This is a genomic window from Gilliamella sp. X-60 (genome assembly GCF_057063585.1).
On sequence record NZ_JBXSQJ010000013.1, the window covers coordinates 21,551 to 35,224 of the forward strand.

A 13,674-nucleotide genomic window follows, 5' to 3' on the forward strand; every position below is an offset into this window, starting at 1 on the left:
TTAATGTTCCCGATTTTTAGGCAGGCTAGCTGCTTTGTCTGCATCATACCACCAGCTATCAACCCCGATTGCGTAAGTCGGTTGTATAGCTGGTTGCCCAAATTTGTTCCAGTATGCATAATACGTTTTACTGTTATACCACATTGGAATCATTGGATATTCTTGCGTTAAAATACGATCAAGTGCTCGCCCAAGTGGCACTAGCTCTTCTTGATTATCCACATTTTTGGTAATTTCAGCAATTATGCCATCAATAGCCTTGTTATGTAATCCTGAAGCATTCCATGATGAGTTAAGATACTCACTTCCCCACAGTACCAGCAAATTTGAACTTGGGTAATTTACGGCATAATAATCACGTGCCACCATATCATAATCACGTTCACGAACGCGGCGTAATTGTTGTGCCGAATCTAGCAAGGTAATTTTCATGGTGATCCCCAAACGTGCCAAATTTTGTTGAAAGGGAATGGCATATTTAATATCACTACCAAGATAACTGATTAGTTCAAATTCAAATGGTTGCTGTGTTTTAGTGTTAATGAGTTTGCCGTCTTTGAGCGCCCATCCGGCTTGTTTTAATAATTCTGTCGCCTTTAATAAATTATCACGATTAAAACCCTGACCATCACTTTTTGGTACATAATAGGCATTGCCAAAAGCACGCTCAGGAATAATCTCTTTGTAAGCATTAAGCCACTTTAGCTCTTGCTCACTAGGCATACCTGTTGCTGCATATATCGTATTTTCAAAAAAGCTATAAGGTCTTTTGTAACTGTCATAATAAAAGGCATGATTTAACCATTCAAAATCAAATGCCAAGGTAATGGCTTCACGCACTTTGACATCTTTAAACAGATCGTTTTGTAAATTAAAGGCTAACCACTTAGTATCAGTTGCCGTTTGAACGGGTCTTTCTTGTTTAATAATATGGTTAGAATCAAAATATTTGCCTTGATATTGAGTAAACCAGTTTTTAGGCTGATCTTCTGCGCGCAGATCATATTCACCTGCTTTAAAGGCTTCTAGCGATACGTTATCATCCATATAGTAATCAATACGTTTTTCGTCAAAATTATCTAAGCCTTTATTAATGGGCAAATCGCGCGCCCAATAATTCGTATTACGTCGATAAACTACATACTGTCCTAATTTATATTCACTAATATAGTAAGGACCACTACCAACCGGTGGCGAGCTTAATGGTTCAGAAAGGTCATGATTTTGCCAAAAATGTTTAGGAATAACCCGCATACTACCAACAAATGAAAGGAGTTTTTCACGATCAGAATCAGGTATATCAACACGCACACGGTAATCATCTATTGCCTTAACCGTAATCCCTTTATTATAAACACGATACTGAGGTACCCCTTCGGTCATAAATTTATCAAAGGTAAATTCAACATCTTTAGCTGTAATTGGCTTATCATCTTGAAAACGCGCATTAGGGTTAATTGAAACTTCTGCCCAGCGGTAACTATCGGAATAAGTTATTGATGTCGCTATAAGTGGGTAAAAACTGGTAATATCGTCAGCAGTATTAGTAAAAAGGGTGTCATATAGCGATGCCGAGTTTCGCTCAGGAGCGCCACGGCTAGCAAAACGATTCAAATTATCAAAAGAACCAACTTCAGCCAGTTTGATTATGCCACCTTTCGGAGCATTGGGATTAACGTAATCAAGATGCTGAAAATGATCCGGATACTTGGGTTGACCTGAAAGTGAAAAGATAGTTTTGTGATAAATTTTCTCACGTTTTTCACTAGGAGCAACGATATCAATTTGTTTATCATCAGTCAATTGAGCTGGACTATTGGCATCAGCATCAATCTCTCTTTGGGGTAAAATTTGTTGTTCTTCATCGGCAAAAGCAGGTGCACAACAAATGACTATGCCACTTAGGCAACTCAAGATGAATAATGTTTTTATGGGTTGTTTCATTCGACTAATCATCCTAATTCCGTTCCTGCTTTTATTTAACAATAGCATGTTTATATTTCTTTTTATTTATTATTAACAAATCCAAATCATTTAAGACAATCATAATCGCCCTGTCAGGGCGTCTATTTTGCCAAACTTCAACTAAATGAGCAAAACCTAATTAATAAAGTTTATATAAAATGATAATATTAGCTAAAAACATAGCTTTATTTTTACATTAGAAATGCCTATATTAAACTAATTGTAAACAATAGGTCTCTTTACGTTTTTCAATATAAATAATTCATATTCTTTTAAATAAATATGCGTTGTATAAAGCATATTTTCCCAAAAGTCATAAAAGGATAAAATTTAATGATCGAATCGTTTTATCAATACTGGGGAAAATGTCGTCAAGGCTCTGATAATAATAACTACCATTTACTTCCATATCATAATTTAGACGTAGCCGCTTGTGGATATCAAATAGTTAAACACAACTATTTCAATTCAGCTGAACTATTTGTGCAAATCGGCTTTACTCCACAAGACAATGAAAAGGCAGCCCTCTGGTTTGCCTATTTTTTGACTTGGCATGATATAGGAAAATTCGCCAATGGGTTCCAACAGTTGTTTAAGCACAACAATCCTCAACTCGTTGCTGCTGATCCCGCAAAAAGATATATGTCCAGACATGATTCTCTTGGATTTTGGTTATGGGATACTTTTCTTATGGATAAAACCGAAATTCAGTTATCTAACTATAATAGGAAGATAAACCGTTTTTTGGATATATGGTTACTCATCATGACAGGGCATCATGGCAAGCCACCAGAATTGGGAGTAAATGGCAATTTGTCATTTAATCAACAAGATAAACAAGCAGCATTAGATTATATAAAAGCAATTAATGAGTTTTTTATTAGCGAACATAAATTAGCAGACTATTGCTCTTTCTTTTTTGATAAAGAATTGCAAAAAAAACTTAATCAAATAAGTTGGTTAATTGCTGGTTTAACCGTTATTAGTGATTGGTTAGGATCTAACGAATCATTTTTTCCCTTTTGTTCCCAAGTAATACCGCTTGCTGAATATTGGCATAAGCATGCTATTATTCAAGCAGAAAAAGCGATATCCACTTTACCCAAAATATCGCCCATCGCCCCTTTTATTGATATCAAAAATCTATTTCCATTTATTGAAAAGCCCACACCACTGCAACAGCAAGCATTATCATGCCAATTGTCTGATTCTGGTCCGGAATTATTTATTATGGAAGATGTTACAGGAGCAGGGAAAACCGAAGCATCAATGGTTTTAGCACATAGACTAATGACAGCTAAAAAAGCTCAAGGTATTTATATTGGCTTGCCAACCCAAGCAACCGCAAATGCCATTTATCAGCGTACAACGGGAATTTATGGTCAGTTATATCAAGACGATAGTCGCCCTTCGCTAGTATTAGCGCATGGTACTAGCTATATGAACCCTCATTTTAATCAATCAATTATCAGCAGCGAGGATAACAGCGAACAACTATATCCTAAAGGTGAACAGACCATTAGCACAGAGTGTCAGGAATGGTTTGTTGATACTCGGAAAAAAGCATTATTGGCTGAAGTTGGTGTCGGTACCTTGGATCAAGCATTAATGGCGGTTATGCCATTTAAACATCAATCATTACGATTATTAGGTCTAAGGCATAAGTTACTCATATTAGATGAAGTTCATGCTTATGATAGTTATATGGTTAAATTATTAGAATCGTTATTGCATTATCACGCCTTACAAGGTGGTAGTGCCATTATTCTTACCGCTACCTTACCCTATTTTTTACGTGAAAAGTTACTCAATGCATTTTATACAGGCTTAACAAATCACCCTCGAGATCTACATTTAAACCATAACTTACCTTTCCCTCTCATAACACAACTAAATCATAATGGTTTAATAGAACAAGCAATAGATACTCGGGATGAAGTCAAACGTCAAGTAAACATTGAATGGATAGATGATATTGATGCAGGTATAAACAAAATCCGCCACACGATAGCACAAGGTAAAATTATCTGCTGGATCAAAAACAGTATTGACGATGCAATTAGTTTGTATCAACAATTGCAATTAAAGTTAGAGATAGATAGCAATAATATATTACTTTTTCATAGTCGTTTTGCTTTTTGTGATCGCCTTGAAATTGAACAAAAAACACTAAAATGGGCAGGTAAAACATCTAACCATAATACTCGCCACGCAAAGGTGATTATTGCAACTCAAGTTATTGAACAATCGTTAGATCTTGATTTTGACGAGATGATTAGTGATATTGCCCCAATTGATTTATTGATACAACGTGCCGGCCGTTTAAGACGCCATGTACGAGATCAACAAGGTAATGTTAAACCTTTTGATGAAAAAACTCAGCCTTATGATGATCGTGGACAACCCATTTTAACTGTACTTGCGCCACATTGGCAGGACGATCCCCAAAAAGATTGGCTTGATAATCCAATCTTTCGCAATACCAGTTATGTCTACCCTAACCATGCTTATTTATGGTTTACCCAAAAAATATTACTGACTCAACGCGTTATCAAAATGCCTGAAGATGCCCGATTGTTAATTGAGTCAGTTTATGCACAAGATATTGAACCACCAACAGGATTACAGGAAGCCTTTTATTCTGCACAAGGGAAATCACTTGGCCAAGCTTCGATCGCAAATCAAAGTTTATTAAAGCTTAATGATGGGTATAATCGAATCTCTTGCAACGGATGGGAAAAGAGTGTCGAACTATCTACCCGACTATCAGAAGATAACGTCGATCTGTATTTAGCTTATAAGCTAGAAGATAAAATAATACCTTATTGCACCAATAGTGAATATGCGTGGGAGCAAAGTCGTGTTCCGCTAAGCATTTCAAAATGGGAAAAAATAAAAAAGGCTATCCCACAACTTGATCAACAAAGCTTAGAAAAGATTAGACTGCAAATACATAGACCTCAAGCCATTATTATCTTAATTGAACAAGGTAAAGACTCAATTTTTTACTCAAAAGAGATAGGATTTTATGCAAGTTAATTACGTATATATTTACTAATAATATGATTAAAAATCAAACTAAAAATTTGGTGGAATTTTACTTTTTTATTTTAATTATATAACCATTAGCGATAATTAGTCTGCTCCCTATATGTGTGGGAATAAACTGAGTTAGAAAACGGTATTTCCGTCGAAATGCCGCTGTTCCGTGAACACTAAAGATAATTAATTTTTGTAAAAAAGTTTCAGGTAACTATACGTTTCAGTATAAATATCTTAAAAATAGATAAGAAACAAAAAAATTGATTATCATTATTCAATTGAAAAGAAAGTTGGATGCACTTACCGCCTATACAAGGAATATTAAGTATTGTTAACTAAACTCAAAATATTACTTATTGCCGTTTTTGCTTGATGACTGTTTTTCCAACAAGTTGAACCTGTTAATAATGCACCTTTGTTAAGGATTTCATCTAAACTAGCATTACGCAATTTATCGAAAGAATCGAAGTTCATCTCTTCAAGTCTTTCAATAATTTTGGCACCCACGAATTTAAGCTCCATCAATTGCTGTCGTTCTGTTTCTGTAAAGGCCATATTATTCTCCTTACATTTTATTGAATATAATTTTAAACTGATGCATTTAGTTTTTTCCACTTTCTGATTTTTGCTCTAAACGATTTAAAAGGCGCCACAGAATTAATATGGATAAATCGAGCAACAGTCCAAGATTCAGGATAAGGTTTAGTCCAATTACGGCTATCTTTTATAAATAAAGTGTCTTCATTCAAAGATTGAATCCAATCATTCCAAATAGTGATTTGCTGATTAAATGCTTGAATTAATGCCTGTAATGAGAGGTATTGATATGTTTTATAAAATTGCTGATACAAATTACCCAATTGATTCCATTTGTATCCAGAGGCCGGTAATTCAGGTGTTTGACCAGCAAGCTCATCATCATCCCAAGATTTCACCAAATTAAGCCAACCGAGTTGATAAGCAATCATTTGTGCAGGAGTACGATCAACGCCCTCTACCAAAGAGTCTTTTTGTGATTCAGATAAAACTATAAACTCATCAATAAATAATTTAGCTGTCTTGTTTATTTCATCTAATAACTGCTGTTTATTTGCATAAGCCATTTTACCTCCTTCTTAATTTTATTAACGTATTATCCTTTATCAAAAAATAACAAAGATACTGTAAACTAAGCCTCAAAAAAAGCAAACAAACATCATGATTTTATTAAAGCTTTTAAGTGGTTATTTTAGATGTTTTATCTTGGCTTTCTGTTCTATTTTTTGAGACAACTATTTTTTAATAGTTGAATACAAATTAAAGGGACATTACTTGATTGATTATACTATCCATAACTACCATATAACTAAAAAATTATGGTTATAAATGTACCTTACTGATACTTAATGGGCAATAAAATAGACTTTAAGGCTTGTTATTACTGGGTTTGGTGTACTTTGTAGGGTTTAAAAGAATGTTACGCCAAAGGAAACAAAATCATATAGATAAACACACTGAAAATACTGAAAGATTAACTTTTAAAAATCGAATCGTATACCTAAAACAAAAAGTGCCCCTCAATATTAGGTATTTTAATCTTGCTAAATTGAAAGGTTAAAAAAATTGGTTTTAGAATTTTGACGGTGTAAAAATTTATCTAGGTGAGCGATATCCGTTAATTATGTTTTAGATTTTTTATACCTCCCGCCCATAAAAATAAAATTTTATAAAAAATTGTTCACTACTTGCTTGAAGCCTTATTCTAAAAGGGTTTGAGCGGTGTATACTTGAATGTTTACTATTCACAAGTGTACACTTTAGGTGTTCACCACAAGATAAATAATGGATTAATTTAGATCTAGCTATATATGTTTAGCTAAATATTCCACCATTTCTTTATTATTTAAAAAAGAATAAAATCTTTTTGCTAAGGCTTTTATTCTTGTATATCGTTTTTCTTCACTAAGTTGTTTTTCGGCACAATAACAATTAAGACCATCATACATATCAAAGTAATCATAATAGATAAAAAGCCAATAGTGCTTTATTCGATGAAAATATCTGTTTCCAAATTCTATATATTTAAATACAAAACTATGAAGAAGATCGCCAATATCTTCTAAACTATTACATACCATAATTTTTTGGCTAAAAAGCCTCATGAAAACTAAACAGCTATAATTAATGCTTGGTATAGAAATATTTTTTTCCGAAAGATATCTTTTTAAGTACGTCATAACCTCATCGCTATCTATTTTTTTATCAAGTCCCAAAGAAGCAATAATCAATAGTATTTCTGAATCATCACCTTGCATAACTTGTTTTTCAGCCCAATCAATTATTAGGGCACTAGAATAAAAATATTCTGATGGTGAACCATAATATTGATTAAATCTATAAAGCGATAAAATTTCATCGAGAGATAAATTACTCAATTTTAAAACCTTTTATTTATAAGAAAATACCCATTTAATGTATCTTATCTTACATAAGCGAACAACAAAAAACCACCCCAATTAGGCGGTTCATAGGTTAACAAATATTAACAACTAGCTAGCTTCTTCAGCTTCGGGTAACCAGTCTTGACTAGTATTGATATTAAGCTCTACGTTGGTCCTCATCCCTTTATTGGCTCTTTTACGCATGTAGTCTTTACCGTTTTCTTTCATTGCATAATTAAGCGATATTCCAAATTGCGTTAGTGATAGCGGATTGTTTAAACCTGTATTGCGGATGTATTCAATATAAGCATGATATAAATATTTTCGGGGGTTAAAGGGCATTATTCACATATTGCCAATAAACATACCATTGGGATAATCAAGCGCATCAAGATAACTACAAAAATCTACTAAGTGGTCAGATTCGCATTTAATCGCCGTCGCTTCATCTCGTTGTTTTCGCGCTTGCTATAGTAAAACCTCAGGATAACTACCAAAGCTAATTAATGCGCCCTTTTTGGTATACGGACGCGTATACTTAAAACGTCAGATTTTAGAATTATTCGATTTAACTAAGAGATACATACCACCGCCATCAAATAAAGAGTAATCTTTATCTCTTGGTTTGGCGGCTTTTATTTGGGTGTCTGTTAATGGATGTGTTTTCCTTGCCATAATTATTTTAGGTATACGATATATAGGTATATTGCGTCTGTATACCTAAGCATATACCTAAAAATTATGGTTGTAAATGTACCTTACTGATACTTAATGGGCAATAAAATAGACTTTAAGGCTTGTTATTACTGGGTTTAGTGTGCTTTGTTGAGTTTAAAAGAATGTTACTGATTATTGAATTGGTGGAGCCAAGGGGGATCGAACCCCTGACCTCAACGCTGCCAGCGTTGCGCTCTCCCAGCTGAGCTATGGCCCCAAATAGAAAAGGATAAAACTGTGGCTAATAATATGCAACTAAATAATAAGTGTCAATCGATTTGATATTATTTGTTTGAAAAACAGCCAAATAAAACTCTGCCCATTGATGGCAGAGTTTACATAATTAACGCAATATTGAAGGTTGATCTGCACCTTCTGCTTCAATTTTAGGTGGCATAAAGTGTTCACGTTTTACGCCCAATTTAAGTGACATATACGCAGCCACATAAATTGATGAGATTGTACCAAGCACAATACCAACGCCTAATGTTTCAGAGAAGCCTTTTAACATTGAACCACCAAAGATATACAGAATAACGACCACTGCAAGAGTTGTACCTGATGTCATTAAAGTACGATGCAATGTCTGTGTTAACGAGATATTAATAACATCGTAAGGTTCTGCTCGGCGAATCTTTCTAAAATTCTCGCGAATTCGGTCGAAAACAACTATGGTATCGTTAAGAGAATAACCAATAATCGATAACATCGCAGCAATGATTGTTAAATCAAGTTCTCGTTCAAATAGCGATAAATAACCTGCGGTGATGATAACATCATGCGCTAAAGCCACAACTGCACCTGTACCGAATCGCCACTCAAAACGAAAGGCAATATAGATTAAAATACACACTAATGCGGCACAGATTGCCAAAACACCATCTTGCGCAAGTTCAGAACCAACAGTTGGACCAACAAATTCAATCCGTTTAATTTGAGCTTCTGCATCAATATCTTTATGGATTAAATTAGAAATTTTTGTGCCTAGTGCATTATCAATAGCGGATGAGGCACTATCATCTTCTTGCTTGGCCGAAGGTAATCTAATGATGATATCTTTACTACTGCCGTAATATTGTACTATCGGTTCGTGATAGCCAGCACTGCGTAAGCTGTTACGAAGGTCATCAAGGTTAACGGCTTTTGTTACGGTGAGCTCGACAGTTGTACCGCCAGTGAAATCTTGTCCTAGATTAAATCCTTTAACAAAAACAACCACAAACGATGCGACAACTAATAACATTGAAATAACAAAAGCAATAAAGCCAAATTTTAAAAAGTCGAGGACTCTGCGACCATGATTTAATTCTCTAACATCATGATTTTGTTGTTTAGTAATACTCACAATAAACCTCTAAATTGATAACTTATTAACGCGACGACCGCCATAAATAAGATTGGCTAATGCACGAGTACCGACAATCGATGTAAACATCGATGTTACAATACCGATGCCTAATGTAATGGCAAAACCTTTAATTGATCCTGTACCAACTGCATAAAGAATAACAGCAGTAATTAAAGTAGTCAGGTTGGCATCAAAAATACTGCTCCAAGCGCCTGCGTACCCTTCGTTAATTGCATGCTGAACGCCACGTCCATTACTAAGCTCTTCTTTTATTCGTTCGTTAATCAGTACATTGGCATCAACAGCCATACCCACAGTTAACACAATACCTGCGATACCAGGCATGCTTAGCGTTGCCCCAGGAAGTAAAGACATTGCACCAACAATTAAAATTAAGTTTGCAACTAATGCAAGGCTAGCAAACACGCCAAACAGACGATACATCACTAGCATAAAGATAACAGAAATCGCTAACCCCCATGCGCAAGATTCTAGACCTTGGGTGATATTTTCTTGCCCCATTGATGGTCCTACTGTTCGCTCCTCAATAATTTGAATAGGTGCAATTAATGCCCCTGCTCGTAATAATAGTGATAAATTTTTAGCTTCATCAATATTACCAATACCGGTTACTTGAAAACGATCACTAAAAACACCCTGAATAGTCGCTACGTTAATAATACGTTCTTGCTTTTCAAGTATTGGTTTGTCGTTTTCATCACGCTTACCGGTGTCTTTGTATTCAACAAATAAAGTTGCCATCGCTTTATGAAGATTTTTTTGGGTAAAATCAAACATCCTTTTACCGCCTGAACCATCAAGTGTAATAGCTACTTCGGGTTGGCCATATTGATTAACCCGATATGAAGAATCGGTAATATGATCCCCTGTTAATACAATACGTTTATACAGTAGTACAGGACGACCACTTTCCATATACTTAATTTCGGAACCATAAGGAATGCGCATATCACCATTTAGAATAGCAGGCAAATTAGGTGTACTCTCTTCGTTAACTTGTCTAAATTCTAATGTTGCCGTTGCTCCCAAAATACGCTTGGCTAATGCGGTGTCTTGTATGCCGGGTAATTCAACAACAATGCGATCTGCCCCTTGACGTTGAACAATTGGTTCAGCAACACCGAGTTGGTTAACACGATTACGTAGAATGGTAGTGTTTTGTTGTACAGCATCATTTTTCGCTTGTTGTAAACGTTGTTCACTGACATTGATGACAACACTGTTGTCGCGTTGAGAGATCACTTTGTAATCTTGTATTCCATTGATCTTGGTAATGGCTTTATTGCGATCTTCAGTATTATCAAATTGCATTACAATTTGCTGATTACTATCTTTGCTTATCGTTTTATAATTTAACTTGCTATTAGTAAATTCAGCTTTGATGTTTTCGATAGACTGTTCAGTGAGTTTACTTAGTGCTGTGGTCATATCGACTTCCATTAAGAAGTGAACGCCACCACGCAAATCAAGACCCAGTTTCATCGGTTCTGCACCTAACACAGTAAGCCATGCAGGCGTTGCTGGCGCTAAATTTAATGCAACAGTATACTCTTCACCCAATGCTTCAGATATAAGTTCTTTCGCTTTAAGCTGGGTATCGTTATCGCCAACACGAATTAAAATGGACTTATTTTCATAAACCAATGATTTCGGTTCGATATGATTATCGGCCAAAAGTTTTTTGACCTTATCTTGCATAGCAACATCAATTTCAGCAGTCTTTGAACCTGAAATTTGTATAGCGGGATCTTCACCATAAATATTTGGAAGTGCATAAAGAAGGCCGAGGCAAATAACAACGACCAACATAATGTACTTCCACAAAGGATAGCGGTTTAACACGACATATTCTCTTGTGGGATTAGGTAATTAATACAATGAACGATAATAGATAACAGCCTATTATAGTGATTTCATTGTTCCTTTTGGTAAAACTGATGTAATAAAGTCACGCTTGATCACAACTTCAGTCGTATCGTTTAATTCTAGCGCGATGTAACCATTTTCGTTAACTTTTACTACACGACCTATAAGCCCGCCATTGGTTAACACTTCATCACCTTTTGAAATTGATGCCATTAAATCACGATGTGCTTTAGCACGTTTTTGCTGTGGGCGCATAATCATAAAATAGAAAAATAAACCAAACACAACTAACATAATTGGCATAAAATAGTCGCCACCTGGTTGGCTACCATCGGCTGCATAGGCATTAGAGATTAAAAAATCCATACTGGTCCTCTTGTTTCAAACTAAATTTTTAAAGGTCGGAATTATAACACAATAAATAAATCTGTTATTAACTATTTCTTGTCAAAAAGTTTCAGGAAAGTATGCGTTTTAGTATAAAAAGTGTTTTAAGCTACTTTGGTTAATATAACTCCGCCAATCAAGCGATGATGGCGGATAAACGTTAATTACGTAGTTAAATATTGCGCCATGCTAACTAAGTTAAATAACCATTTAGGGTAAATGCCACAAAGCAGTGTCAATAAGGCACATAATACGATGATTAACTCGCTTATTCTAATATCCTGCCATTTTAATTTAATCGAAGCTCCACTTAACATTTGTCCATCACGACAAGGTGGCCTAATATAAAGATTGATAATTAAACGAGCATAAAAGTAAAGCCCCAATGCACTACCAATAACTACAGCGGCAACTAACCACCATAATTCCGCAGTTACGCCTAATAACACCAGTAAAAATCGCCCAACGAAACCCGCAGTTAGTGGTGTCCCTGCTAAAGATAAAAACCCAATGCCCATTGCTAATGCAAGAATTGGTCTGCGCCAAAATAGTCCTGAAAGATCAATTTCGTTTTCATGATCTTGCAGTTCGTTAGAATGCGAATCTAAACTGATCGCACCTAATATACAGATATTAGCTAAAATATACCCAATTAAGTAAACGCCAATGGTTTCTAATGCAAGTACTTGATATTGGACAGCAATTAAAGCCGTAAATAAATAGCCGAAATGCGCTATTGATGAATAGGCAAGTAATCGCTTTAAGCTACTTTGCTTTAACGCCAATAAATTACCCCACAAAATAGAACAAAAAGCCATAATCACTAAAATAATACGAATAGTTTCATTATTAACGATCGGTGCCAATAGGAATAGCCTTGCGATGGCACAGAAAATCGCAACTTTTCCAACTGTTGATAATAATAAGGCGACAATCGTTGGCGCGCCTTGATAAACATCCGGCAACCAAAGTTGAAATGGTACTAGTGATAATTTAAAACCAATACCAACCAACATTAAGCAAACACCCATCAGTAATAATGTGCTTAGGTAAGGCATCGTTGAGAGTTGATAACTTAAACCACTAAAAGTGAGCTCTCCAGTAGTTGCATAATAAAAGGCAATGCCCATCAATAGAAATACACTGGCAACAGCAGATAAAATCATGTATTTAACTGCGGCTTCTAATGAATGAGTTTGTGTATATTGATAACCAATTAGTCCTACAAATGGAATAGATAATAGTTCAATCCCAATAAAAAGGGCGATTAAATGGCTAGCGTATACTAGTGTTACACCACCTAATGCCATAAAGAGCAAAATCAAATAAAATAATCCGTGCTGAATCTGCTCTTGTTTAAACCAGCGATAAGCAAAACATGCAACTGCAATGGATATCATTAAAATCAAACTGGTATAAAGTAAGCCATAGCCATCACAGGTAAAAAGTGCGGTAATATGGCGCGCTTTCCATTCATCCTTTGGACTACCATCAATCTTTGAATTATCATCAATATTAGTATGAGTATCGATATCTGTCGCTGTATTATCAATCTTACTGTTGTCGATATTACTATCAATACTTGTATCTTCACTTCCACTTGATGAGCCTATAGCGTCATTAGGTACAGTATCAATTGCGATTGTTTCTTCACTTGCTGTATTTAGTTCTTTAGTTGGCTCAGAAACTGATACCGATATTTGCATATTGTCACTGCTGATATCAGTAATAGTCTGAGTACTAAGTGAAATTTTATAGCCAACCACTGCAGAACAGATCAACGCACAAACTAATCCACATACCGTTAAAATAGTGCAACCTCTGGTGCTTATTTTAAAAACAAATAGTGAAAATAACAAAACAATGATCGAAAAGCTTAATACAAAAATTGGCGATAAAGCTATCATA

At 35.2% G+C, this 13,674-nt stretch carries 10 protein-coding genes, 1 tRNA gene and 1 pseudogene; 1 reads left to right on the top strand and 11 read right to left on the bottom strand.

The genetic code is table 11. The features are described 5' to 3' along the window. Nucleotides 1-1,944: an extracellular solute-binding protein gene (locus ACYIAM_RS08030; RefSeq protein WP_483747901.1), complete on the bottom strand. Its 1,944-nt coding sequence runs from the start codon at nt 1,942-1,944 to the stop codon at nt 1-3. 354 nt (nt 1,945-2,298) lie between these two features. Between ACYIAM_RS08030 and cas3 the strand changes: the two genes are divergently transcribed. Then, a complete protein-coding gene (gene cas3, locus ACYIAM_RS08035; protein WP_174796715.1) occupies nt 2,299-5,004 on the top strand; it encodes a CRISPR-associated helicase Cas3' in 2,706 nt (901 codons plus the stop codon). Nucleotides 5,005-5,328: 324 nt separating this feature from the next. On the opposite strand, the gene ACYIAM_RS08040 is transcribed toward cas3, so the two are convergent. The 10 genes and pseudogenes from ACYIAM_RS08040 to ACYIAM_RS08085 form a co-directional block, all read right to left on the bottom strand. Then, nucleotides 5,329-5,562: a helix-hairpin-helix domain-containing protein gene (locus ACYIAM_RS08040; RefSeq protein WP_160430674.1), complete on the bottom strand. Its 234-nt coding sequence runs from the start codon at nt 5,560-5,562 to the stop codon at nt 5,329-5,331. A gap of 32 nt (nt 5,563-5,594) precedes the next feature. Beyond that, the gene (locus tag ACYIAM_RS08045) at nt 5,595-6,110 is read right to left on the bottom strand and encodes a ClbS/DfsB family four-helix bundle protein (RefSeq protein WP_483747902.1); all 516 of its coding nucleotides are present in this window, start codon (nt 6,108-6,110) and stop codon (nt 5,595-5,597) included. A 738-nt stretch (nt 6,111-6,848) separates the two neighbouring features. Continuing rightward, a complete protein-coding gene (locus tag ACYIAM_RS08050; RefSeq protein WP_483747903.1) occupies nt 6,849-7,421 on the bottom strand; it encodes a hypothetical protein in 573 nt (190 codons plus the stop codon). A 114-nt stretch (nt 7,422-7,535) separates the two neighbouring features. Beyond that, nucleotides 7,536-7,769, bottom strand: a complete 234-nt coding sequence (locus ACYIAM_RS08055) for a primase-like DNA-binding domain-containing protein (protein WP_483747904.1) — start codon at nt 7,767-7,769, stop codon at nt 7,536-7,538. 129 nt (nt 7,770-7,898) lie between these two features. Further along, a pseudogene (locus ACYIAM_RS08060) lies at nt 7,899-8,102 on the bottom strand (integrase arm-type DNA-binding domain-containing protein); the annotation flags it as partial. A gap of 183 nt (nt 8,103-8,285) precedes the next feature. After that, nucleotides 8,286-8,361, bottom strand: a tRNA-Ala gene (locus ACYIAM_RS08065). Between the two features lie 126 nt (nt 8,362-8,487). After that, nucleotides 8,488-9,483 (bottom strand): protein translocase subunit SecF, encoded by a 996-nt coding sequence (gene secF / locus ACYIAM_RS08070; RefSeq protein ID WP_483747924.1) that lies wholly within the window; start codon nt 9,481-9,483, stop codon nt 8,488-8,490. 15 nt (nt 9,484-9,498) lie between these two features. After that, the gene (secD, locus tag ACYIAM_RS08075) at nt 9,499-11,355 is read right to left on the bottom strand and encodes a protein translocase subunit SecD (protein WP_483747905.1); all 1,857 of its coding nucleotides are present in this window, start codon (nt 11,353-11,355) and stop codon (nt 9,499-9,501) included. 60 nt (nt 11,356-11,415) lie between these two features. Beyond that, complete coding sequence (yajC, locus tag ACYIAM_RS08080) at nt 11,416-11,745, bottom strand: preprotein translocase subunit YajC (RefSeq protein ID WP_483747906.1); 330 nt, start codon at nt 11,743-11,745, stop codon at nt 11,416-11,418. A 185-nt stretch (nt 11,746-11,930) separates the two neighbouring features. Then, the gene (locus tag ACYIAM_RS08085) at nt 11,931-13,673 is read right to left on the bottom strand and encodes an NADH-quinone oxidoreductase subunit N (RefSeq protein WP_483747907.1); all 1,743 of its coding nucleotides are present in this window, start codon (nt 13,671-13,673) and stop codon (nt 11,931-11,933) included. Nucleotide 13,674: the final 1 nt, after the last annotated feature.